General features: G+C 67.2%; 24 protein-coding genes and 3 tRNA genes. 12 read left to right on the forward strand and 15 right to left on the reverse strand.

Translation table 11 applies throughout. The features are described 5' to 3' along the window. Positions 1-226: 226 nt before the first annotated feature. A complete protein-coding gene (locus PT015_RS16640) occupies positions 227-706 on the forward strand; it encodes a lipoprotein LpqH (RefSeq protein WP_285185891.1) in 480 nt (159 codons plus the stop codon). 91 nt (positions 707-797) lie between these two features. Here PT015_RS16640 and PT015_RS16645 read toward each other — a convergent pair whose 3' ends face one another. From PT015_RS16645 to PT015_RS16670, 6 genes are all read right to left on the reverse strand, one after another. After that, a complete protein-coding gene (locus PT015_RS16645) occupies positions 798-2,270 on the reverse strand; it encodes a sensor histidine kinase (RefSeq protein ID WP_285185892.1) in 1,473 nt (490 codons plus the stop codon). A gap of 2 nt (positions 2,271-2,272) precedes the next feature. Beyond that, complete coding sequence (locus PT015_RS16650; protein WP_285191146.1) at positions 2,273-2,977, reverse strand: response regulator transcription factor; 705 nt, start codon at positions 2,975-2,977, stop codon at positions 2,273-2,275. Positions 2,978-3,095: 118 nt separating this feature from the next. Further along, the gene (locus tag PT015_RS16655; protein WP_285185894.1) at positions 3,096-3,251 is read right to left on the reverse strand and encodes a hypothetical protein; all 156 of its coding nucleotides are present in this window, start codon (positions 3,249-3,251) and stop codon (positions 3,096-3,098) included. Positions 3,252-3,294: 43 nt separating this feature from the next. Next, positions 3,295-3,450: a DUF6131 family protein gene (locus PT015_RS16660; protein WP_285185896.1), complete on the reverse strand. Its 156-nt coding sequence runs from the start codon at positions 3,448-3,450 to the stop codon at positions 3,295-3,297. Continuing rightward, positions 3,447-3,701 carry a hypothetical protein gene (locus PT015_RS16665; RefSeq protein WP_285185898.1) on the reverse strand — a complete coding sequence of 85 codons (255 nt, stop codon included), beginning with the start codon at positions 3,699-3,701 and terminating at the stop codon, positions 3,447-3,449. The genes PT015_RS16660 and PT015_RS16665 overlap by 4 nt, the downstream gene beginning before the upstream one ends. Before the next feature lie 220 nt (positions 3,702-3,921). Next, entirely contained in the window at positions 3,922-4,854 is a 933-nt protein-coding gene (locus PT015_RS16670; protein WP_285185899.1) for a class I SAM-dependent methyltransferase, read from the reverse strand. A 116-nt stretch (positions 4,855-4,970) separates the two neighbouring features. On the opposite strand from PT015_RS16670, the gene PT015_RS16675 reads away from it, so the two are divergent. Continuing rightward, on the forward strand, positions 4,971-5,957 hold the full coding sequence (locus PT015_RS16675) for a phosphotransferase family protein (RefSeq protein WP_285191147.1): 987 nt from the start codon (positions 4,971-4,973) through the stop codon (positions 5,955-5,957). Next, the gene (locus PT015_RS16680) at positions 5,954-7,144 is read left to right on the forward strand and encodes an acyl-CoA dehydrogenase family protein (RefSeq protein WP_285185901.1); all 1,191 of its coding nucleotides are present in this window, start codon (positions 5,954-5,956) and stop codon (positions 7,142-7,144) included. Before PT015_RS16675 ends, PT015_RS16680 begins: the two co-directional genes overlap by 4 nt. Here the strand turns inward: PT015_RS16680 and PT015_RS16685 are convergent. Continuing rightward, positions 7,141-7,491 (reverse strand): STAS domain-containing protein, encoded by a 351-nt coding sequence (locus tag PT015_RS16685; RefSeq protein WP_285185903.1) that lies wholly within the window; start codon positions 7,489-7,491, stop codon positions 7,141-7,143. The genes PT015_RS16680 and PT015_RS16685 overlap by 4 nt on opposite strands. Positions 7,492-7,690: 199 nt before the next feature. Here PT015_RS16685 and PT015_RS16690 point away from each other — a divergent pair, with 199 nt between their 5' ends. Next, the gene (locus PT015_RS16690; protein ID WP_285185905.1) at positions 7,691-9,874 is read left to right on the forward strand and encodes a SpoIIE family protein phosphatase; all 2,184 of its coding nucleotides are present in this window, start codon (positions 7,691-7,693) and stop codon (positions 9,872-9,874) included. On the opposite strand, the gene PT015_RS16695 is transcribed toward PT015_RS16690, so the two are convergent. Further along, positions 9,875-11,317: a DUF4185 domain-containing protein gene (locus PT015_RS16695; protein WP_285185907.1), complete on the reverse strand. Its 1,443-nt coding sequence runs from the start codon at positions 11,315-11,317 to the stop codon at positions 9,875-9,877. A 150-nt stretch (positions 11,318-11,467) separates the two neighbouring features. Between PT015_RS16695 and PT015_RS16700 the strand changes: the two genes are divergently transcribed. Continuing rightward, a complete protein-coding gene (locus PT015_RS16700) occupies positions 11,468-11,830 on the forward strand; it encodes a hypothetical protein (RefSeq protein WP_285185909.1) in 363 nt (120 codons plus the stop codon). Between the two features lie 18 nt (positions 11,831-11,848). Here the strand turns inward: PT015_RS16700 and PT015_RS16705 are convergent. Together PT015_RS16705 and PT015_RS16710 are read right to left on the reverse strand one after the other, a co-directional pair. Next, positions 11,849-11,921: transfer RNA gene (locus PT015_RS16705), tRNA-Arg, on the reverse strand. Positions 11,922-11,941: 20 nt separating this feature from the next. Beyond that, positions 11,942-12,033 (reverse strand) — tRNA-Ser (locus PT015_RS16710). Positions 12,034-12,121: 88 nt separating this feature from the next. On the opposite strand from PT015_RS16710, the gene PT015_RS16715 reads away from it, so the two are divergent. Further along, positions 12,122-13,195, forward strand: a complete 1,074-nt coding sequence (locus tag PT015_RS16715; protein WP_285185911.1) for a pyridoxal phosphate-dependent aminotransferase — start codon at positions 12,122-12,124, stop codon at positions 13,193-13,195. A gap of 11 nt (positions 13,196-13,206) precedes the next feature. Continuing rightward, entirely contained in the window at positions 13,207-13,674 is a 468-nt protein-coding gene (locus PT015_RS16720; protein ID WP_285185912.1) for a DUF4334 domain-containing protein, read from the forward strand. On the opposite strand, the gene PT015_RS16725 is transcribed toward PT015_RS16720, so the two are convergent. Continuing rightward, positions 13,671-14,264, reverse strand: a complete 594-nt coding sequence (locus PT015_RS16725) for a TIGR03086 family metal-binding protein (RefSeq protein WP_285185914.1) — start codon at positions 14,262-14,264, stop codon at positions 13,671-13,673. The genes PT015_RS16720 and PT015_RS16725 overlap by 4 nt on opposite strands. A 23-nt stretch (positions 14,265-14,287) precedes the next feature. Here PT015_RS16725 and PT015_RS16730 point away from each other — a divergent pair, with 23 nt between their 5' ends. Both PT015_RS16730 and PT015_RS16735 read left to right on the forward strand, forming a co-directional pair. Next, entirely contained in the window at positions 14,288-15,112 is an 825-nt protein-coding gene (locus tag PT015_RS16730; protein WP_285185915.1) for a crotonase/enoyl-CoA hydratase family protein, read from the forward strand. A 19-nt stretch (positions 15,113-15,131) separates the two neighbouring features. After that, entirely contained in the window at positions 15,132-15,320 is a 189-nt protein-coding gene (locus PT015_RS16735) for a hypothetical protein (RefSeq protein ID WP_285185917.1), read from the forward strand. An 11-nt stretch (positions 15,321-15,331) separates the two neighbouring features. Here the strand turns inward: PT015_RS16735 and PT015_RS16740 are convergent, their stop codons facing one another. Next, complete coding sequence (locus PT015_RS16740) at positions 15,332-16,693, reverse strand: HNH endonuclease signature motif containing protein (RefSeq protein ID WP_285185919.1); 1,362 nt, start codon at positions 16,691-16,693, stop codon at positions 15,332-15,334. A gap of 111 nt (positions 16,694-16,804) precedes the next feature. Here PT015_RS16740 and lipE point away from each other — a divergent pair, with 111 nt between their 5' ends. Both lipE and PT015_RS16750 read left to right on the forward strand, forming a co-directional pair. Beyond that, entirely contained in the window at positions 16,805-18,046 is a 1,242-nt protein-coding gene (gene lipE / locus PT015_RS16745; RefSeq protein ID WP_285185920.1) for a lipase LipE, read from the forward strand. A 23-nt stretch (positions 18,047-18,069) separates the two neighbouring features. Next, a complete protein-coding gene (locus PT015_RS16750) occupies positions 18,070-18,444 on the forward strand; it encodes a hypothetical protein (protein ID WP_285185923.1) in 375 nt (124 codons plus the stop codon). Positions 18,445-18,447: 3 nt separating this feature from the next. On the opposite strand, the gene PT015_RS16755 is transcribed toward PT015_RS16750, so the two are convergent. After that, positions 18,448-18,534 (reverse strand) — tRNA-Ser (locus tag PT015_RS16755). A 34-nt stretch (positions 18,535-18,568) separates the two neighbouring features. Then, on the reverse strand, positions 18,569-19,057 hold the full coding sequence (locus tag PT015_RS16760) for a MarR family winged helix-turn-helix transcriptional regulator (RefSeq protein WP_285185925.1): 489 nt from the start codon (positions 19,055-19,057) through the stop codon (positions 18,569-18,571). 56 nt (positions 19,058-19,113) lie between these two features. On the opposite strand from PT015_RS16760, the gene PT015_RS16765 reads away from it, so the two are divergent. Further along, positions 19,114-20,091: an NAD(P)H-quinone oxidoreductase gene (locus tag PT015_RS16765; protein ID WP_285185928.1), complete on the forward strand. Its 978-nt coding sequence runs from the start codon at positions 19,114-19,116 to the stop codon at positions 20,089-20,091. On the opposite strand, the gene PT015_RS16770 is transcribed toward PT015_RS16765, so the two are convergent. Then, positions 20,092-21,288: a cysteine desulfurase-like protein gene (locus PT015_RS16770; RefSeq protein ID WP_285185931.1), complete on the reverse strand. Its 1,197-nt coding sequence runs from the start codon at positions 21,286-21,288 to the stop codon at positions 20,092-20,094. Positions 21,289-21,355: the final 67 nt, after the last annotated feature.

A 21,355-nucleotide genomic window follows, 5' to 3' on the forward strand; every position in this document is an offset into this window, starting at 1 on the left:
GTCATCATTTCAGCCCTGCTCCACGGATGGGCCGTAGATCGCACACCTGCCTCCGAACGTGCCTGTGCACACCGCGTGGCAAATGTCCGGTAAAGCGCCCTCATGCCCTCTCAACAGGCAGCTCAAATTTTGCTGAAATCACTATCCGGCGTTTCAGCAAAGCTGCATACTGCCGAAACGGCGCGTCATCGGACGACGGGCCGCCACAACAACAAAGGAGAACCGGGTGAAGCGTTCAGTAACGGTCGCGGCCGCCGCGACGGCGATTGTCGTCGTCGGCCTGGCTGGCTGTTCTAGCGACAAGAAGTCGAGCAGTTCTGGCGGCACGTCGGCCAGCAGTGGTGGCGCCTCCGTCTCGAGCGGCTCGTCGACCGCGAAGGTGACGATCGACGGCAAGGACCAGAACATCGAAGGCACCGTCGCCTGCACCACCGCCGCCGGCACCGTCAACATCGCCATCGGTGGCAACTCCTCCGGCATCGGCGCCGTGCTGACCGACGCCGCACCGCCGTCGGTGAAGTCGGTCGCCTTGGGCAACGTCAACGGCGTCTCGCTCGGTTACGCGCCGGGCACCCCGTCGGGCAAGGCCGACGCGACTAAGGACGGCAACAAGTACAAGATCAGCGGGACCGCGACCGGAGTGGACATGGCCAACCCCATGCAGCCGGTGGAGAAGTCCTTCGAAATCGATGTGACCTGCCCGTAGTTCGTTTCTGACGGAGCACGCCGACACGGCGACGACGACCCGGCGTCGTTGCCGTTCGGCGGAATCCAGTTCTACTGCCCGGCAAGGGCTTTCACGACTCAGCGGACAACGGCAATCGAACCGTGAAGTCGGTGTGCCCTGGCGCGCTCTCCAGCGTGATCGTGCCGTGGTGCGCCTTGACCACCGCCGAGACGATCGCCAGGCCCAGCCCCGTGCTGCCGCCCTTGCGGGAGCGCGACGTGTCGCCGCGGGCGAATCGCTCGAACACCTCCGACTGCAACTCCTCCGGAATGCCCGGGCCGTTGTCGCGGACGCTCAATACGGCCTGCGCATCGTCCGTCGCCAACCGCGCGGTGACGACGGTGCCCGCCGGGGTGTGCACACGAGCATTGGCCAGCAGGTTGGTCATCACCTGATGCAACCGGGCGGCATCACCGGACACCATCACCGGCTCCTCCGGCAGGTCCAGCTCCCACTGCTGATCTGGTCCGGCGACGTGCGCGTCGCTGACCGCGTCGACCGCGACGCGCGACAGGTCCACCGCCTCCCGTTCCAACGGGCGCCCGGAGTCGAGGCGGGCCAGCAGCAGTAGGTCCTCGACGAGATGGGTCATCCGCTCGGTTTCGGACTGCACGCGACTCATCGCGTGCGCCACCGCATCTGGATCGTTGGCCGGCCGCCGAGCCAACTCGGCGTAGCCGCGAATCGCGGCCAGCGGCGTGCGCAACTCGTGACTGGCGTCGGCGACGAACTGCCGGACCCGCGTCTCGCTGGCCTGCCGGGCCGACAGTGCGGCCGCGACGTGGTCGAGCATCTGATTCAGCGCGGAGCCGAGTTGGCCGACTTCGGTGCGCGGGTTGGCATCTGACTCGAGCACCCGCACCGGCAGCGTCACCTCGCCGCGGTCCAGCGGCAGGTCGACGACCTCGCCGGCGGTCTGCGCGACGCGGCGCAGCGGCGCCAGCGCACGCCGGATGATCACGATGCCGGCGGTGGTGGCCGCGACGATGGCGATCACGGTGACGACGCCGAAGATCAACAGCACCCGCAGCCTGGTGGCGTCGACGTCGGCCATCGACACCCCGGTGACGACGATGTCGCCACTGCGCCGGGAGTACGCGGCGACCACCCGGTACCGGCCCAGCCCGTCGATGTCCCGGGTCACCGGGTTCCGGTCGGCGGGGACCGCGCCGAGTTCGGTGCGGGCGGTGTCGGTAACGGCCGCCCGGCCGCCGGCCGCGGTGAGGAAGCCGGCCTCGATCGCGCCGCCCTTGCGGACCACGGCACCGACCATGCCGACCGGCTGAGCCGGGGCGTCCAGGAAGATCGGCCCGGGGCCTGGCCGCGGGAAGGGGCGCGGGTGATGCCGCCACGGCGCCATCGGCGGCTCGGAGAAGATGCGCACCGACCGCTGCGAGGCGTCGTGCAACTGAGTGTCGAGCTGCGCCAAAAGGTACTTGTACAACGCCAGTTCGGTGGCCACGCCGATACCGACGCAGACGATGACGAGGATCAGAACCTGTCCGGCGAGCAGCCGAAAGCGAAGGGAAGAGCCCCCGCCCATGGTTAGCGAGCCGGCTTGAGGACGTAGCCGGCACCGCGCAGCGTATGAATCATGGGCTCGTGCCCGTTGTCGATCTTCTTGCGCAGGTACGAGATGTACAGCTCGACGATGTTGGACCGGCCTCCGAAGTCGTAACTCCACACCCGGTCCAGAATCTGCGCCTTGCTGAGCACCCGCTTGGAGTTGCGCATCATGAAGCGCAACAGCTCGAATTCGGTGGACGTCAACGAAATCGGCTCACCCGCGCGGCTCACGTCGTGGCTGTCCTCGTTGAGTACCAGGTCCCCGACGACCAGCTGGGCGCCGCTGTCTTCGGTCGTCACCCCGGTTCGTCGCAGCAGCGCGCGCAACCGCAGCACCACTTCTTCCAAACTGAATGGCTTGGTGACGTAGTCGTCGCCGCCGGCGGTGAGGCCCGCGATGCGGTCCTCGAGCGCGTCCTTGGCTGTCAGCAACAGCACTGGCAGTTGCGGGGTTTCCTCGCGCAGTTTGCGCAGAACGTCGAGGCCGCTCATGTCCGGCAGCATCACGTCCAGAACGACGACGTCCGGCCGCTGCGAGCGGGCCGACTCCAGGGCCGCCGCCCCGTCCCCCGCGGTCGCAATGTTCCAGCCTTCGTAGCGCAGGGCCATCGAGACCATCTCGGCGAGGACGGCTTCGTCGTCGACCACCAACACATTGATCGGGTTCCCGTCGGCGCGGCGCATGACGACGCGCTCGACAGGGGCTTGGGGTTGGCTCACAACTAACCAGTATGCGCAGCGCGATGAGGCGTTGCTATGGCGCATCTGTGCGCCAGCTGTGAGCCAACCTCGAGGGGACCCGCTAAAACCAGACTTTTCGGCCGCCGACCGGGCGTCCGACTGCCCCGAGAATGAACAGGACGACACCGATGACGACGAGCAACCAACCGATGTTGGCCACCAATGGCATCGGCAGCAAATAACCAACGACGAGCAGAATAATTCCGAGCACAATCATGATGACTCCATTTCGAGTAGTGAAGAATCCGCGCTATCGGGCGTCAGTACCAGTAGCGCCTACCGCCCACCGGGCGGCCGACGGAACCGAGCACCCACAGCACGGCACCGATGACCAGCAGAACGACGCCAATCGTCTGCAGCACAGCCACTTTCAGGAAATACCCCACTATCAGCAAAATGATTCCCAAGCCGATCATGACGCCTCGATTCCAATCCATTGGTCGATGTCCAGAGCGGGCATCGAGCTGGGTTGCGGCAAATGACAATCGGTCACCTTCGGGTTGACCCCGGCGTAATTCAAGGGGCCCGTCAATACCGTGACCGCGATAGTGCTCAAAGTGGCGCAATTCTGATCGGTGTTTTTCAGATAGTCCCGCTGGAATGCGGCTATAACGCCGATCACCAACCAAACCACCACGATCGAACTGATCAAACCTCCACCACGCATCCTGTCCTCCGTCCTTGGGGCAAAACCGTAGAGCAGAGCTAAGGTACCCAAGGCCCCGAAAGTCCAAACCTTCGGACACAGCATCTGAAATACCGGCACACAGGGGTTTTGCTGAAAACGAGCTCTTGCAGCGCTTTTACCGATAAGGCGTGATAAAACCGGTACCGGAGTACTACAACGAGCCGACTCGCGCAGCGGCCGGAGCTAGGCCGTCAGCAAATCAGGGGCGGCGGGCCGAGGTGTACACGACGGGCGGCAGCGCGTCCTCACCCGGGACGTCGCGACCGTGCCTGGCGAGCAGATCGGCCATCCCGATCGCCGATGCCTGCCAGCCGTGATCGGTCAGCCACCCGGCGATGTCGGTGCGCTCTTCGGGGTACCAGAGGTCCTCCACATTCGGGATCTCCGCGCCGAGCACCTGCGCCGCAGCGGACCGGAAACGCGTCGACCGCTCGCGCTGAATCGCCAGCAGGTCCGGGTTCACCGCGTTCTCCGACGGGCCGTTGGTCGCCAGCCAGCTGCCGGGGGCGCTCAGCGAGTCGATGCGCTCGAACAGCAGGTCCTGTGCCGCGGCGGGCAGATAGCGGAGCAGCCCTTCGGCGGACCACATCGTCGGCGCGGACACGTCAAAACCGGCCCGCTGCAAGGCCGTTGGCCAGTCCTCACGCAGGTCCACGGCAACGCTCACCAGCTGAGCCGCCGGCTGCGCGCCGTGGTTTTCGAGGGTTTGCTTCTTGAAGTCCAGCACCTGCGCCTGGTCGAGCTCGAAGATGGTGGTGCCGTCCGGCCACGGCAGGCGCCACGACCGTGAGTCCAGCCCGGAGGCCAGGATCACCACCTGGCGGACGCCCGAGGAGACCGCCTCGAGGAAGATCTCGTCGTACCACTTCGTGCGGACGGCCATGAAGTCGACCATCACCCGCTGGTGCAGTGCCACGTCGGGAATCAGCTCGGACAGCGCGGCCGACAAGGTCGGATCCGACGTCAGGCTCCACATGCCCGGACCGGCCGCGTCCAGGAAGACCCGCGCGAACGGGTCCCGGATCAGCGGGCTCTCGCTGTCGGTCTCGGCGGCTCGCGCGGCGCACACCCCGAGCGCGGTCGACCCGACGCTCTCGGTGATCTTCCAGGAATCGTTGTCGGTGCGCGCCATCATCGTTCCTCCCGCTAGTAGCCAGCGTCGGACACTACCGGTGTCCGCTGTGAGGTGGCTGCGGTAGCTTCACGTTCGTGGAGGAGCTCACCGCCCCGGACGGCCTCGCGGAATGGATGTCGGACCAAGGGCTCGGTGACGGCCCACTTCTCGACGTTTCGGCGATCACCGGCGGCACACAGAACATCATGTTGCGCTTCACCAGGTCGGGCCGGCCGTACGTGCTGCGTCGCGGGCCGAAGCATCTGCGGCCGCGCAGCAACGTCGTGATCATGCGCGAGACCGAGGCGCTGGCCGCGCTGGCGGGTACCGATGTGCCGCACCCGCGGCTGATCGCCAGCTGCGCCGACCCGACGGTGCTCGGTGACGCGGTCTTCTACCTGATGGAACCGATCGACGGCTTCAACGCCGGCCAGGAGCTGCCGGACCTGCATGGAGCCGACCCGGCGGTGCGTTTCGGGATGGGCCTGTCGATGGCCGAGTCGCTGGCCAAGCTCGGCGCGGTCGACTACACCGCCGTCGGGCTGAGCGACTACGGCAAGCCCGACGGCTTCCTGGAACGTCAAGTGCCACGCTGGCTTTCGGAGCTGGAAGGCTATCGGGAGTTCGACAACTATCCCGGCCCGGACATCCCCGGTGTGGACGATGTCGCGAAGTGGCTCGACAACGGTCGACCCGAGCACTGGACGCCGGGGATCATGCATGGCGACTACCACGCCGCCAACGTGATGTTCTCCCGCACCGGCCCGGAGGTGGTCGCGATCGTCGACTGGGAGATGTCCACGATCGGCGACCCCCTGCTCGATCTCGGCTGGCTGCTGGCCACCTGGGGGCAGTCCGCGGCGTTCGGCGGGCCGATCTTCGCGATGGACGGGTTGGCCGCACCCAACGATCTCATCGAGCAGTACGCCCGCAACACCACCCGTGACCTGTCGCAGATCAACTGGTACACCGTGCTCGCGTGCTTCAAGCTCGGCATCGTGCTGGAGGGCACCCACGCGCGGGCCTACGCCGGCAAGGCCCCCAAGGAAATCGGCGACCTGCTGCACGGCGCCACCGTCCAATTGTTCGAGCAGGCCCTGACACTGATGGACACCCGATGATCGATTTCGACATACCGGCCGACACCGCCGCGCTGGCCGACCAGATCCGCGCCTTCGTCACCGACAAGGTCGTGCCGTTCGAGACCGATTCCCGACTCACCCGGCACGGTCCCGACGACGATCTGCGCGCCGAACTCGTCGGGCTGGCCCGCGATGCCGGGCTGCTGACGTTCCAGGCGCCCAAGCGTTTTGGTGGCCGCGAGCCGTCGCACCGCGAGCAGGCGGTGTTGTTCGAAGCGGCCGGGTGGTCGACGCTGGGGCCGATCGCGCTGAATTGTGCGGCGCCGGACGAGGGCAACATGTTCCTGCTCGGGAAGGTAGCCAACGACGAACAGGTCGAGCAGTTCCTGGTCCCGGTGATTGACGGGCGGCAGCGCTCGGTGTTCGCGATGACCGAACCCGGCGGCGCCGGTTCGGATCCCAACCAACTGAACACGTCGGCCGAGTTCGACGGCAGCCACTACGTCATCAACGGCCGTAAGTGGCTGATCACCGGCGCCAACGGCGCGGGGACCTGGATCATCATGGCCCGCGTCGCGCCGAACCCCCACGGTCCGGACGGCCCGACGCTGTTCCTGTGCGAGGGCCCGGGCGCTTCGGGCCCCGAAGGCATTGTGATCGAGCGCGTGATGAACACGATGGACCGCAACTACGTCGAGGGCCATGGCGTGGTCCGGTTCGACGATCTGCGGCTACCCGCGTCCGCGGTGCTGGGCGAGGTCGGCCAGGCGTTGCGCTACGCGCAGTTGCGGCTGGCACCGGCCCGGTTGACGCATTGCATGCGGTGGCTGGGAGCGGCGTCGCGGGCGCAGTCGATCGCTATTCAGCACGCCCGTGAGCGCACGGCATTCGGCAAGACGCTCGGCGAGCACCAGGGCGTCAGCTTCATGATCGCCGATAACGAAATCGCCTTGCAGCAATGCAGACTCGCGATCTGGTGGGCCTGCTGGACCCTGGACATGGGCGACCGCGGCACCGGCCGGCACGAAAGCTCGATGGTCAAGGCCTATGTGTCCGAGGAGTTGTTCAAGGTCGCCGACCGCTGCGTCCAAATCCTCGGCGGCATAGGCATTTCCGACGAGACGCCGGTCGGCATGATCTTCTCCGACATGCGGGCCTTCCGCCTGTACGACGGCCCGACCGAGGTGCACAAGTACGCGATCGCGCGGCAGGTGCTGCGCCCCTAGTCGTCCGCGGCCAGCGCCGCGTCGAGCGTGGGGTACAGCGCGACGACGCTGTCGAGGCCGGTCAGTTGGATCGGCCTGCTGGCCGCCGGGTTGTCCGCCACCACGGCGATGCGGGTCGACTTGCCGATCTTCTCGTTGGTGGCCGCGAGGATCCGCAACCCGACCGAGGCCATGAACGTCACCGCGGACAGTTCGATGGCGAGGACGGGCGGGTTCTCCTCGAGGGCTTCGGCGATCGCCTCTTCGAAGACGGGCGCGGTGCTCAGATCGATTTCGCCACCCACGCTGACCACCGCGGCACCGTCCCGAAGCGCGACCGAGGTGGTGATCGGATCCGCAGCTGACAACGGCCATCCTCCGTGTGAAGTCGTGACGACCCGGGCAGATCGGTGCCGACCCGAGCCACCGGGAAATTCGCAGAAATAGTACTGCACGGTTCGGCGCCGCGAGGCTCGGTTAGTCTGAGCGCGAGACTCATGTCTGCCGCGGAGAACCGGGAGGTTCAATGACGACGGCGCTCGTGATCGCCGCGCCGGTGCTCATCGCATGACACCCGACGACTTCCTCACCCAGTACGCGGCCGCGCTGCGTGCTCACGTGAAGACGAGCGGTGAACAAAGCCTCGGCGTGGGCAACGAGCTCGGGCGCCAGGCCCTGCACAACGACATCAGCATGCTGCGGATCGTCGAGCAGCACTCCGGGCTCGTCCGCGAACTCGTGCAGGAGATTCCGGACTTCGACGGCGCCGAGGCGCTGGCCTTCCTGCTGCACACGCTGGCCCCGCTCGACGCCGCGACGCGTCGGTCCGAGGAACAGCGCGCCCGCGCCGACGATCTGGAGGATCGCGACGAGTTCCGCAACGCGGTGGTGAACTCGCTGCAGGAGGGCTTCTTCGTCTCCGATCGCGCCGGCTCGGTGATCGAGGTCAACGACGCCTTCGCCAAGCTGACCGGGTACCCAGCCCAGGGCCTGCCATACCGGTGGCCCCACCCCTGGCTGGTCGACGAAAAGGCCGCTCTGGCACAGCAATCCAGACTTGCACGCGAAACCCAGGTTCAGTACGAGACACCGATCCGGCATCGCGACGGCCGGCTGGTGTGGGTGGCCGCCAACGTCAACCGGGTGAACCGCGAGTCTGCCGGCGACGATGTCTACGTCGGCACACTGCGCGACATCACCGCCGAACGCGCATTCGCCGCCCGCGAGAGCGCGGTCCTGCGGTTGGCGACGGCGGTCAGCGTTGCCAAGAGCATGTCCGAGGTTCTGACGATCACCCTCGACGAGTGCCGGCTCGCGCTCGACGTGCACCGGGTGGTCGCCGCGGTGTGGCCGACCGACGGCGGCGAGCCCACCATTCAGGTCGCCGGCGAACGACTGTCGTCGCACTGGCGGCACCTCGACCAGCCGCTGCGCGACATCTTCGAGCAGGCCCGTCGCCAGTTGCCGCTCACCGTCCAGCCCATCGAAAGCCCTGATGCGCCAGGCCAATCCAGCGGCATCGTCGCCGTGCTCACCGGGGGCGGCGGCGTTGCGTTGTGGCTCGAACTTCGGGTGCCCCGACGGATCAGCGGTGAGGACCGTCTCCTCGTGACCGTCCTGGTCGGTCACCTCGGGTTGGCGATTCAGCACGTCCGTCAGTTCGAGGCGGCCCGCGAGACGTCGTTGACCCTGCAGCACGCCATGCTGGCACCCACCAAGCTGCCACCGGGCTTCGCGGTGCGCTACGAGCCCGCGGTGACCCCGCTGGAGATCGGCGGCGACTGGTACGACGTCCTGCCGTTGGGTGACAAGAGAATTGGCATCATCGTCGGCGACTGCGTGGGACGCGGCCTGGCGGCCGCCGCGGTGATGGGCCAATTGCGCGCCTCCGCGCGCGCGTTGCTGCTCACCGGCGCCGAACCGGCCAGGCTGCTCGAGGAACTCGACGCGGTGGCCGAGCTCATCCCGGATGCGTTCTGCACCACCGTCTTTCTTGTCGTCCTTGACACCGAGACCGGGGAGTTCACCTACAGCTGCGCCGGCCACCTGCCCGCCATCCTGGCGAATCCGGCCGGCAAACACACGCTGATCACCGACGCGCGCTCGGTGCCACTAGCCGTGCAGCGCAAGGCTTCTCGGCCCCAGGCCACGGTCAAGCTGCCGGCCGGCTCGACGCTGATGCTCTACACCGACGGCCTGGTCGAGCGGCGCGACGTGACACTCGACGACGGGATCGCCCACCTCGGTGCGACCGTGGCGCGGGGCGCGGCCCTGACCGCCGACGACGTCGCGGACTCGGCGCTCACCGAACTGGCCCCGCCGGGCGGCTACGACGACGACATCGCAATCGTCGTCTACCGCCGGCCGTACCCACCGCTGGCGATCCACCGGGTGGTCAACGCCGACCAGCTCGGCGATCTGCGGCACCAGCTCGCGGACTGGCTGCGCGGGGCCGGCGTGCCCGAGGAGCGGACCGCGGACATCGTGCTGGCGGTCAACGAGGCCGTCGCCAACAGCATCGAGCACGGCTACTTGGGCCGCAAGCCGGGCAAGGTTCGGATCAACGGCGAAAACGACGGCGCGCGAGTGCATCTCAAGATCAGCGACAAGGGCAAATGGAAGCCGGCCGCCACCGACCCGGGCGTGCGCGGCCGCGGGCTGCTCCTGATTCGCGCGGTCAGCGACTGGCTCGAGATGGACTGCACGCCCAAGGGGACGACGGTCGTGATGAGCTTCGGCCTCGCCGGCTGACTACGGCAGCGTGGTGTGCATCAACATCACGTCGTACGCCGACCAGAGCGACAGGTTGAAATACAGGTCCTTGCCGGTCGACCACGGGTGGATCATCGGCGCGTAGATGCCACCGGGCATCTGGAACGACGAGACGAGCGGCTGCTCCGGGCTCCACGGCCCCTGCGGTGACGGCGCGGTGCGCGCGATGACGTCGTTGCTGCCACCGTTGGTGTAAAGCACCAGATACTGCTTCAGATAGTCGTTGTACTGCGCCGACATCTCGCCCACCGGGCCCGGGAAGATCGGTGTCGCCGCCGCCGGGTCGGCCGGTACCCAGCCGCGGCCCTCGCCGTTCCAGTACTGGTACCTGCTGACATCGGGCAGCGCGCCCGGTTGGACCCGGGACAGGAACGCCGCGCCGCTACGGCCGGCGGGCGTGCCGAACGAGTAGAGGTAGCCGTCCTTGCCGGGCATGAACGCAGCCATCTGGAAGTTCTCGTTGCCGGGGACGAAGCGCGCGCCGGGAACGGTATCGGCGGCGGCCAACCGGATGCTGCTCGGGTAGACGCCCCAGGATTGCCCGTTGTCCAGCGAGCGCGCGATGCCCGAATAGTTCGTGGACCATTCGCCGTCGCGGCCCCAGTTCTTGATCGACATGAAGCTCATGTATTGGGTCCGGCCCATCGACATCGCCGACGTCGGAATCATGCCGGTCTCGTGACCGGCCTTGTGAATGCTGTTGAGCACCTGCTTGGACAGACCCGGCGCCCACACCGGCGAGCCGGAATACGGGTTGTTGGGCACGCCGTCGGCGACGTGGATGCCGTGCGACAGGTCATGGTCGTTACTGCGGAACAGCACGTTGTAGCGCCACTGCTGACCGTGCACGGCGCAGTATCCGAAGGTGTCGCCGAAGGCCATCAAGACCTGACGGTTGCCGGGATCACCGTTGTCCCAGGGGATTCCGAGGTCGGTACCCGAGATGCCGAAACGCTCCAGCGTGCGGTTCGGGCTGTTGGGCCCGGTGACGTATTCCACCAACGCCGTGGGTGCGCCCGCGATGCTGGCGGGCGGTGACGGTTGAACCGGAACCGCCTCGGGCACAGCCTGATTCGCGCTCGGCGACGGCGGGGTCGCGGCGCCCGGGACCGGCGGAACGGGAGTCACAGCGGCCTGTAGCTGTGCCGGTCGTTGCGGAATCGCCTTGAGCAGGCCGGAAATCAGCGGGCCCAGCTTCGGTAGCGGAGCATTGTCGTTGGTGCCGCGGGGCCGGCGGCCGGTCGGGGGTGCGACCGGGCCGGGCGTCGGCATGCTCGGCATGCCCGCCGGTGGCGGCACATTGGCCTCGGGAGCGCTGCAGGGCACCGCGAAGGCGGGCGGCGCGTAGCCGATCGGCACGACGAGTGCGACAACGGCCACCAGGGCTACGGGTACCGAAACAATCCGACGAGTCGCCGACATGTCCCACCTCTCCAGGGGGCGAGCCGTCGCCGTGGTGCACTTTGACGTTTCGCAGTTGCTCATGTGACGATAGGGGCGATTGTTGCGATTGAAACCTCTGAGTTTTCAATAGGTATGAACCCGTGACCGTGTCGCAATAGATTGATTCGCATGCCACGCAAAGCCTTTGCTCACGACGCCGTCGTCGTCATGCGCGACGGAGATAGTCCCAACGCGCTCGGCGGCGCGATCGCTACGGCCTTGTGCGGCGGGTGGGATCACGAGCCGCCGTGCCCGCTGGCACCGCACCTCGTCACCAATGTCGCCGAGGGCGAAACCGTCTTACTGCGTGTGGTTTTCGCCACCGAACCGGACAACGAGGAGCGGGTGCGCGGGCTGATCGGCGAGGCGCTGGGATGGGGCAGACTGACGGGACCCGACGGCGGCGTCGCGCACTGGGAACTGCGCTCGACGTCGCAGGGCGGTCTGCGGGATGACGAGGCGGACCTCGCCGCGGATCTGATCGCGCATTGAGTCGCGGTAGAGCTCGAGTGCGCCCGAAGGGATTCGAACCCCTAACCTTCTGATCCGTAGTCAGATGCTCTATCCGTTGAGCTACGGGCGCCTGTGTTCAGTTGTCTAGCTTGGCGGAGGCGAGAGGATTTGAACCTCCGGTCCCCTGTAAGGGGGACAACTCATTAGCAGTGAGTCCCATTCGGCCGCTCTGGCACGCCTCCCTGGACCGTCTGAGGGTACCGGACTCAAACCACACTCCCGGAACCGCCGCGGAGCAGAGCGTACACGGGCCAGACATATGCTGTCGAAATGACCGCTCGCCTTCGACCCGAAATGGCCGAGCTGCCCGCGTACGTGCCCGGCAAGACGGTTCCGGGTGCGATCAAACTGGCCAGCAACGAAACCGTGCACGGCCCGCTGCCCGGTGTCCGTGCCGCGATCGAGCGCGCCACCGACGCCATCAACCGCTACCCGGACAACGGCTGCGTCGAGCTCAAGTCGGCGTTGGCCAAGCATCTGAACTCCGGCCGCGTCGGCAGCGCCGGCGGCTGGGGGCCGGAACACATCGCGGTCGGCTGCGGATCGGTGAGCCTGTGCCAGCAACTGGTCCAGATCACCGCGACCGCGGGCGACGAGGTGCTGTTCGGCTGGCGCAGCTTCGAGATCTATCCGCTGCAGGTGCGGTTGGCCGGCGCCACCGCGGTCCAGGTGCCGTTGACCGACCACACCTTCGACTTGGACGCGATGCTGGCCGCGGTCACCGATCGGACCCGGCTGATCTTCGTCTGCAATCCCAACAACCCGACCTCGACGGTGGTGGATCCCGACGCTCTGACGCGCTTCGTCGAGGCGGTGCCGTCGCACATCCTCATCGCGATCGACGAGGCCTACGTCGAGTACATCCGCGACGGGTTGCTGCCCGACAGCCTCGCCTTGGTCCGCGACCATGCCAATGTCATTGTGCTGCGGACGTTTTCGAAGGCCTACGGCCTGGCCGGCCTGCGCGTCGGCTATGCGGCCGGGCACCCGGACCTGATCACCGCTTTGGACAAGGCCTACGTGCCGTTCACGGCGACAAGCGTGTCGCAGGTCGCGGCGATCGCTTCGCTGGATGCCGCCGACGAGTTGCTGGCTCGTACCGACGCGGTGGTCGCCGAGCGAACGCGGGTGAGCGGCGCGCTGCGCGCGGCCGGCTTCGAGCTGCCGTTGTCGCAGACGAATTTCGTGTGGCTGCCCCTGGGGCCGCGCACGGCCGACTTCGTCGAGCAGGCCGCGGCCGCACGCATCGTGGTGCGGCCGTATGGGAGCGACGGCGTGCGGGTGAGCATCGGCGCGCCGGAGGAGAACGACGCACTGTTGAAGTTCGCGGAGAACTGGATCTGAAGGAGATCGCGATGGGTGAGACGTTGGCGCGCAAGAAGTTCGACGAGTTCAAGGACCGCACGGACTCGATTGCCGATGCCGAGTTGGACGACTACTGGGCAAGCCTGCAGCCGGCCACCGTCGACGGCATGCTCGGCGAATGGAAGGGTGGCGAGTTCGTCACCGGCCACCGGATGAACGGTCAGCTGGAGAAGTCCCGGTGGTTCGGCAAGACGTTCAACTCGGTGACCGACGTGCAGCCGCTGGTCTGCCTCGACGACGATGGCAACCGCTTCTCCAACGTCAAGATGGGCAAGGGCGAGGCCAGCCTGTGGCTGGAGGAGTTCCGCGGCGAGGTCGTCGCGACGATGGTCTACGACGGCCAGCCGGTGCACGACCACTTCAAGCAGGTCGACGACCGCACCGTGATGGGCATCATGAACGGCAAGGGCGTCGTCCACAACGGTAGGTACTTCTACTTCTTCCTCGAGCGCGTCTAACCCGCGGCGGCCGGATCGCGGCCGGTGAACGCGATCAGCTTGTCGAAGGCGCTGGCCCGGTCCGGCGGCTCGACGGCCGCGCCGAAGTCTCCGTTGGCGCGGCGCTCTGGCGTGATGAGCTTCTCCGCGATGCCCATGACGTAGGCCGCCAGCGAATCGGGAACGTCGGCCGGGGTGCCGGTGGCCGCGGTGTAGTCCCATGCGTGCACGAGTAGGCCGAACGACAGCAGGGCCGCCAACGTCCGCACGGGTGTCTCGTTGCCGCGCCAGGCAACCGACCCGTCCAGCCCGTGTCGGAGGTGGAACGCATCCAACGTCGGCCGGCCGACGGCGATGAGTTGACGCTCGACGCTCTCCTCGGGGTCGCGCGGCGGCAGGTCGGCGCCGAGCGCTTCGCCGACGGAGGCGATCGTGTCGACGAGGTGCTCGGTCAACTGGTCGACGTTGAAGTCCTCGCTCGCGGTGGGTTTCGAGGAGTCGTCGCGGGAGAGCGGGTGGACGATCTTCTGCAGCTCGCGCAGCGATGCCTCGGCGGCGCGCAGCTCATCGGTCGGTGGTGAGTCGGGTCCGGGTTGCAGATCGGAGGCCATGCGATCCACGGTACGGTCCGGTGATGAGCCAGCTGTACGAATCCGTCCTCGTCGAGACCAAGGAACACGTCGCGCAGGTGACGTTGATCGGGCCGGGCAAGGGCAACGCGATGGGGCCCGCGTTCTGGTCGGAGCTGCCGGAGCTGTTCGCCTCGCTAGACGCCGACCCGAATGTTCGCGCCATCGTGCTGACCGGTTCCGGCCGCAATTTCAGCTACGGCCTCGACCTGCCGGCGATGGGCGGGACGCTGGCGCCGGTACTCGCCGACGGCGCGATGGCCGGACCGCGCACCGAGTTCCACCGCGAAGTGCTGCGCATGCAAAACACCATCAGCGCCGTCGCGGACTGCCGCACGCCGACGATCGCGGCAGTCCACGGTTGGTGCATCGGCGGTGGCGTCGACCTGATCTCCGCCGTCGACATCCGTTATGCCAGCGCCGACGCGAAGTTCTCCGTCCGCGAGGTCAAACTCGCGATCGTCGCTGACGTCGGCAGCCTGGCCCGGCTGCCGCTGATTCTGTCCGACGGGCATCTGCGCGAATTGGCGTTGACCGGCAAGGACATCGACGCGGCCCGCGCCGAGAAGATCGGTTTGGTCAACGACGTGTTCGCCGATGCCGACGCGACACTGCAGGCCGCACACGCGACCGCCGCGGAGATCGCCGAGAACCCGCCGCTGACCGTGCGCGGGGTCAAGGATGTGCTTGACCAGCAACGTATTTCGCAGGTATCCGCGAGTTTGCGCTACGTGGCGGCGTGGAATGCGGCGTTCCTGCCGTCGAAGGACCTGTCCGAAGGCATCGAGGCGACCTTCACCAAGCGCCCGCCGAAGTTCAAGGGCGAATAGCATCGGGTAACCGCCGTGAATGGCTAAATATCGAGTACTGAATCCACACGGCGACGTCGTCGACTCCAAAGAGATCGCCAGCGCGGACGACGCGCACGCCTGGTTTGTCGACGCCAAGGCCGACAACTCCGAACTCGGCTGGCGCATGGAAGTCGAATCCGACGGCAATTGGCGGTTCTTCGACGACACCGAAGGCGACCGAGCCTGAGCCGCAACGCATTACGGCGCTTCGTCGTCGTCGCTGTCCCGTAGCAGTTTTTCGGGGTGGTGGTAGGTGTTGATTCTCGACTGACCGTGGTCGAGGTGGGGTGGTGGGATCCATTCGGTTTCATACCGGTGGTTCTTGCGGGTCTTCCAGCCTTTTTCGGTCATCTCATGGTTGGGGTGGCAGGCGAGGGTGAGGGTGTTGACGTCGGTGACGGGGTTGTTTCGGTAGGGGTCGTCGTGGTGGACCTCGCACCGGTCGGCGGGCGTAGGGCAGCCCGGGAAGGTGCAGCCACGATCCCTGGCGTGGAGGACGAGGCGCTGGGCCGGGGTGGCCAGGCGTTTGGTGTGATACAGCGCCAGGGCTTTGCCGTTGTCGAAGATCGCCAGGTAGTGGTGGGCGTGGGAGCCGAGCCGGATCACGTCGCTCATCGGCAGTAGGGTGCCGCCGCTGGTGAGGCCGCGGCCGGCGCCGTTCTCGAGTTCTTGCAGGGTGGTGGTGACGATGATGCTGGCGGGCAGCCCGTTGTGCTGACCCAGATCGCCGGAGGCCAGCAGTGCTCGGCCGGCGGCCAGGAGCGCGTCGTGGGTGCGCTGCGCCGGGCCGCGGGTGTCGCCTTGGATCTGGGCTTCGGACGGGGTCCCGCTGACGCACGGCACATCGTCGTCGGGGTTGCACATGCCGGGGGCGGCGAGCTTGGCGAACACCGTGTCCCACGTCGCCCGGGCCTCGGGCGTCAGGTAGCCGGTCACCTTGCTCATGCCGTCGATGTCTTGCTTACCGATCGTGACGCCGCGCCGTTTGGCGCGGTCGACGTCGGTGAAGTCGCCGTCGGGGTTGAGACAGTCCATCAACTTGTCGGCGAGCTTGGCCAACTCGTCGGGCCAGTGCTGCAGGCTCAGGTCAGCCAGCTTGGCTTCGGCGATGCCGCGGGTCTCGACGTCGACGAAGTCGGGGATCCGCTGCCAGAACGAGCGGATCACCGCGATATGACCGGCACCCACGTGCCCGTTGCGCTGCGCGGCGGCGGTGGCCTCCAATACCGGCGGTAGCGGCTCCCCGTTCAGCGCGGTCCGCTCGCCCAGATCCTCGGCTTCGTGCATCCGGCGGGACGCCTCGGCACGGGTGATCCGCAACCGATCGGCCAACACCGGGGCGAGTTTGCCGCCCAACACCGCAGGCTCCACCCGGGCCAACTCGGTGAGCAGTGCGTGCTCGATCGCGGGCTGCATCCGCCGAAACGTCTCGAAGCGTTCCAGCACCGCGAGGCGCTCCGGAGTGGTCAACGCGTCGAAGCTCAGGTCGAGGGCCGCTTTGTAGCCGGCCTCCAGGGCGTCGAGCACCCCGACAACCTCATCACGACTACTCGAACGCATGTTCGAATTATAACGAGCCTCGGTGACGAAATCCCCTGTTGAACGCCCATCTGTGGATAACCGTTCAACTGTGGATAACTCGGCCAAGCGGCTTCCACGTACCCTCGCGGCATGGACGACGCACAGGGCAGAATCCGGGTCCCGGCAGACCTCGACGCCGTCACCGACATCGGCGACGAAGACCATTCCGGTATCGACCCGCGGGCCGTCGAACGAATCTGGGGCGCCGCCAAGCACTGGTACCAGGCCGGCATGCATCCGGCGATCCAGGTCTGCCTGCGGCACAACGGCCGAGTCGTGCTGAATCGGGCGATCGGGCATGGCTGGGGCAACGCACCCACCGACGCCCCCGACGCCGAGCAGATCGCCGTTCGGACCGACACCCCGTTCTGCGTCTACTCCTCGGCGAAGGCGATCACCGCAACCGTCGTGCACATGCTTGTCGAACGCGGCCACTTCTCGCTCGACGACAAGGTCTGCGAGTACATCCCGACGTACACCAGCCACGGCAAAGACCGCACCACCATCCGGCATGTGCTCACGCACAGTGCCGGCGTTCCGTTCCCCACCGGACCGAAACCGGACCTCAAGCGGGCCGACGACCACGAGTACGCGCAGGAGATGCTCGGCCAGTTGCGGCCGTTCTACCGCCCGGGCCTGGTGCACATCTATCACGCTCTGACCTGGGGTCCGCTGATGCGCGAAATCGTCTACGCCACAACGGGTAAGGAAATTCGCGAGATTCTGGCAACCGACATCCTCGACCCGCTGAACTTCCGGTGGACGAATTTCGGAGTGGCAGAAGAGGACATTCCACTGGTCGCGCACAGCCATCCCACCGGGCACCCATTGCTGCCCGCACCGATCGCCGCGGCCTTCCGTAAGGCGATCGGCGGCACCACCCACGAGATCATCCCGATCACCAACACGCCGCTGTTCCTGAAAACCATCGTCCCGTCGTCGAACACCATCTCGAATGCCGCCGAGATGTCGCGGTTCGCCGAAATATGGCGTCGCGGAGGCGAACTCGACGGTGTGCGGGTGATGAGTCCGGAGACGCTGCAGGACGCGGCGAAGCAGTGTCGGCGCCTGCGGCCGGACGTCGCGACAGGTCTGCTGCCGGCCCGCTGGGGTACCGGATTCCAGCTCGGCACTAAGAGATTCGGCCCGTTCGGTCGCGGCGCGCCGCACGCGTTCGGCCACTTGGGCCTGGTCAACTGCGCGATCTGGAATGACCCGGAGCGTGCGCTGGCAGCGGGCGTGGTCAGCAGCGGCAAGCCGGGCCGAGACCCCGAGGTCAAGCGGTACACCGCGCTCATGGACCGCATCGCCGCGGAGATCCCGCGCGTTTGAGGATCCTGCGCCATAGTTGAGCGGTGCAACCGCAGTATCCGTACTACCCGCCGCCCGCGCCGCCGAAGCGACACACGGTCACCGACATCACCTTGACCGTCATCTTGTCGGTGCTTGCCGGCGCCGGCGCACTCGGCGCCGTGGCGTTCTCGTTCTTCTTCATCATGGCCACCGACTCTTGTGGCTCGCGCAAATGTGATTACGACGCGCTCGGGGCCGCCTACCTGACCACCTGGGGCGGAGTCGGGGTGGCCGTCCTGATCGGCGTCATCGGCGTCATCGTCACCGCTATCGGCAAATGGACGATGTGGTTCTGGCCGGCTGCGTCGCTGGTGATCATCGCGGTCTCGACCGGGGTTGGCCTGCATCTGGCCTACTCGGTCATCGGCCACGTGTGAGAGCGGTGGCGGAGGGATTTGAACCCCCGGACGGTTTTGGCCGTCTCTCGCTTTCAAGGCGAGTGCATTAGGCCGCTCTGCCACGCCACCGTCGACAAGGGTAGCGGGCTGGACGTCCCCGGGGTTACTGAGATCCCTTCAGCGCGGCGCTGATCCGGCGGCAGTTCTCCCCCACCGCGACGACCTGCGAGCGCGACAGCGGGCCGAGGAAATGCACCCGGATCGCGTCGGCGTAGGTCGTCATCGCGTGCCGCGCGACAGTCCGGCCCTCGTCGGTGATCTCTGCGACAACGCCGCGCCGATCGTCCTGACTGGCCTCGCGTCGTACCAATCCCTGCGTCTCCAGTCGGCGGACCTGACGCGTCAGCCGGCTCGGCAACGACGCCAGCGCCTCGGCCAGATCGCCCATCCGGGCGCAGCCCGTCGGAGCGTGGTCCAGCAGATCGAGAACCCTGACGTCGAACAGCGACAGCTGATGCGCCTCAGTGAGTTGGCGGTTCAGCGTCGCATACAGCCGCAGGGTGGAATCCAGGAAGTTCTGCCACGATTTCTGCTCAGCGATATCCAGCCCGGGCATCTCACTGGCTGTCCGGCCGGCAATCAGGGCGGCCATCACGTCATGCTATTTGACACATCGCCTTTGGAACAGGGGCTAGTAGCGTGGCGGGCATGTATGGCATCGTCGCCGAATCCGCCGACCGACTTGTCTGGCAGCAGGTCCCCGACGTCAGCGTGGGCGCGGGTGAGGTGCTGATCAAGGTCACCGCTGCCGGAGTCAACCGGGCCGACCTGTTGCAGGCCGCCGGGCTCTATCCGCCGCCACCGGGCGCCAGCGAACTGCTGGGCATGGAGGTCTCCGGCGTCATCGAAGCGGTCGGCGACGAGGTCGCGGATTGGTCGCCAGGCCAGGAGGTCTGCGCGCTGCTGGCAGGCGGCGGCTATGCCGAATACGTCGCGGTGCCGGTCGGCCAGTTGCTGCCGCACCCCGCCGGACTCGACCTCGTGGACTCCGCCGGTGTGCCCGAGGTCGCCTGCACGGTCTGGTCGAACCTGGTCATGACGGCGCATCTGAGCGAGGGCCAGACTCTGCTGATGCACGGCGGCGCCAGCGGTGTCGGCAGCCACGCGATCCAGATCGGCACGGCGTTGGGCGCCCGGGTCGCCGTCACCGCGGGATCGCCGGAGAAGCTGGAGTCCTGCCGCGAACTCGGCGCCGAGATCCTGATCAACTACCGCGAAGACGACTTCGTCGAGCGGATCCGCTCGGCGACCGACGGCAGGGGTGCCGACGTCATCTTCGACATCATGGGCGCCGCGTATCTCGACCGGAACATCGACGCGCTGGCCACCGGCGGCCGCCTGGTCATCATCGGCATGCAGGGCGGGGTCAAAGGCGAACTCAACATCGGCAAGCTGATGGGCAAACGCGCCCACGTCATCGGCACCACGCTGCGGGCACGTCCGACTAACGGACCGGGCAGCAAGAGCGAGGTCGTCGCCGCCGTAACCGAGTCGGTGTGGCCGATGATCGCCGACGGGCGGGTGCGGCCGGTGATCGGCAAGCGGGTGCCGATTCAGGAGGCCGGCGAGGCGCACCGGTTGCTGCAGTCGGGCGAGGTGACGGGGAAGGTCGTACTGACCGTCTAGTCAGCCCAGCGAGGCGAGAGCGCGGACGAGTTGGTCGACCTCGGCCATCGTCGAGTAGTGCGCGAGGCCGACGGTGACCGCGCCGCCGACGTCGTTGACGCCGATCACGTCGAGCACCCGCGAGTTGGCGTTCGAGATAGCCAGGATCCCATTGTCGGCCAGCCGCTGCACAACCCGCTCGGCCGGCACATCGTGCACTGCGAAGCTGACCACCGGGATGCGCGAATCGGGCCGCGCGATCACCACTACCCGCGGCAGCGAGCGCAACGAGCCCATCAGGTACTCGAAGATGCCGTCCATGTAGGTCGTCGCGGATTGCAGTGAGGTGGACAGCCTTTCGCGCCGGGTGCCGCGGGCCGACTCGTCGAGCGAGGCCAGGTATTCGATGCTGGCGACGAAGCCGCCGAGCAGGCCGAACTGGTGTACGCCGACCTCGAGCCGGCCGGGCCCGGTGGCGTAGGGGTTGGTGGACACCGAGGTGAAGGTGTTGATCATCGCCGGGTCGCGGAACACCAACGCGCCGACCGGCGGGCCGCCCCAGTTGACGGCGTTGATCGCCACCACGTCGGCGTCGATGTCGTCGATGTCGATCAGCCGGTAGGGCGCCGCGGCGGAGTGGTCGACGACGACGAACCCGCCTACGTCGTGCACCAACTTCGTCACCGGCCGCAGATCGGTGAGCGTGCCGAGGGTCCCTGACGCCGAGCTCACGGCGACCAGCCGGGTCGCCTGACCGATCAGGCCTTCCCACTGCCACGACGGCAGGTCGCCGGTCTCGATGTCCACCTCGGCCCACTTGACCTTGGCGCCGAACCGGTTCGCCGCGCGCAACCAGGGCGCGATGTTGGCCTCGTCGTCGAGCCGGGTGACGACCATCTCGTAGCCCAGGCCGGCGCGCGTCGAGGAGGCGTCGGCCAGCGACGCCAGCAACACCGCGCGGTCGGCGCCGAGCACCACGCCGCGGGGATCGGCGTTGACCAGGTCGGCCGCCGCCTGGCGCGCCGCGTCGAGCACGGCTGCGCTGCGCTTGGCCGAGGGATGCGGGCCGACGGTGCTGGGGAACGAGCCGCGGAAGGCCGTCGAGACCGTGGTGGCAACCGAGTCGGGGATCAGCATGCCGGTCGGCGCGTCGAGGTGCACCCATCCGTCCCCGAGCGACGGGTGCAACCCGCGCACTCGGGCGACGTCGTATGCCATACCAGCCACCTTAGAGCTATGCACAATAAGAGGAACCGTGACGGTAGCGGGCGGCCCGGATACCAGC

This window comes from Candidatus Mycobacterium wuenschmannii (genome assembly GCF_030252325.1).
Classification (GTDB): Bacteria; Actinomycetota; Actinomycetes; order Mycobacteriales; family Mycobacteriaceae; genus Mycobacterium; species Mycobacterium wuenschmannii.

Bases quoted from the DNA above. Each gene is read 5' to 3' on its own strand.
- PT015_RS16650 (WP_285191146.1), bottom strand. From the start codon at position 2,977: ATGCGCCGCGCCGACGGGAACCCGATCAATGTGTTGGTGGTCGACGAC.
- PT015_RS16670 (WP_285185899.1), bottom strand. From the start codon at position 4,854: ATGGCGCGCACCGACAACGATTCCTGGAAGATCACCGAGAGCGTCGGG.
- PT015_RS16660 (WP_285185896.1), bottom strand. From the start codon at position 3,450: ATGATCGGCTTGGGAATCATTTTGCTGATAGTGGGGTATTTCCTGAAA.
- PT015_RS16690 (WP_285185905.1), top strand. From the start codon at position 7,691: ATGACACCCGACGACTTCCTCACCCAGTACGCGGCCGCGCTGCGTGCT.
- PT015_RS16715 (WP_285185911.1), top strand. From the start codon at position 12,122: ATGACCGCTCGCCTTCGACCCGAAATGGCCGAGCTGCCCGCGTACGTG.
- PT015_RS16665 (WP_285185898.1), bottom strand. From the start codon at position 3,701: ATGCGTGGTGGAGGTTTGATCAGTTCGATCGTGGTGGTTTGGTTGGTG.
- PT015_RS16725 (WP_285185914.1), bottom strand. From the start codon at position 14,264: ATGGCCTCCGATCTGCAACCCGGACCCGACTCACCACCGACCGATGAG.
- PT015_RS16695 (WP_285185907.1), bottom strand. From the start codon at position 11,317: ATGTCGGCGACTCGTCGGATTGTTTCGGTACCCGTAGCCCTGGTGGCC.
- PT015_RS16760 (WP_285185925.1), bottom strand. From the start codon at position 19,057: ATGGCCGCCCTGATTGCCGGCCGGACAGCCAGTGAGATGCCCGGGCTG.
- lipE (WP_285185920.1), top strand. From the start codon at position 16,805: ATGGACGACGCACAGGGCAGAATCCGGGTCCCGGCAGACCTCGACGCC.
- PT015_RS16675 (WP_285191147.1), top strand. From the start codon at position 4,971: ATGTCGGACCAAGGGCTCGGTGACGGCCCACTTCTCGACGTTTCGGCG.
- PT015_RS16645 (WP_285185892.1), bottom strand. From the start codon at position 2,270: ATGGGCGGGGGCTCTTCCCTTCGCTTTCGGCTGCTCGCCGGACAGGTT.
- PT015_RS16765 (WP_285185928.1), top strand. From the start codon at position 19,114: ATGTATGGCATCGTCGCCGAATCCGCCGACCGACTTGTCTGGCAGCAG.
- PT015_RS16730 (WP_285185915.1), top strand. From the start codon at position 14,288: ATGAGCCAGCTGTACGAATCCGTCCTCGTCGAGACCAAGGAACACGTC.
- PT015_RS16700 (WP_285185909.1), top strand. From the start codon at position 11,468: ATGCCACGCAAAGCCTTTGCTCACGACGCCGTCGTCGTCATGCGCGAC.
- PT015_RS16720 (WP_285185912.1), top strand. From the start codon at position 13,207: ATGGGTGAGACGTTGGCGCGCAAGAAGTTCGACGAGTTCAAGGACCGC.
- PT015_RS16740 (WP_285185919.1), bottom strand. From the start codon at position 16,693: ATGCGTTCGAGTAGTCGTGATGAGGTTGTCGGGGTGCTCGACGCCCTG.
- PT015_RS16770 (WP_285185931.1), bottom strand. From the start codon at position 21,288: ATGGCATACGACGTCGCCCGAGTGCGCGGGTTGCACCCGTCGCTCGGG.
- PT015_RS16735 (WP_285185917.1), top strand. From the start codon at position 15,132: ATGGCTAAATATCGAGTACTGAATCCACACGGCGACGTCGTCGACTCC.
- PT015_RS16655 (WP_285185894.1), bottom strand. From the start codon at position 3,251: ATGATTGTGCTCGGAATTATTCTGCTCGTCGTTGGTTATTTGCTGCCG.
- PT015_RS16680 (WP_285185901.1), top strand. From the start codon at position 5,954: ATGATCGATTTCGACATACCGGCCGACACCGCCGCGCTGGCCGACCAG.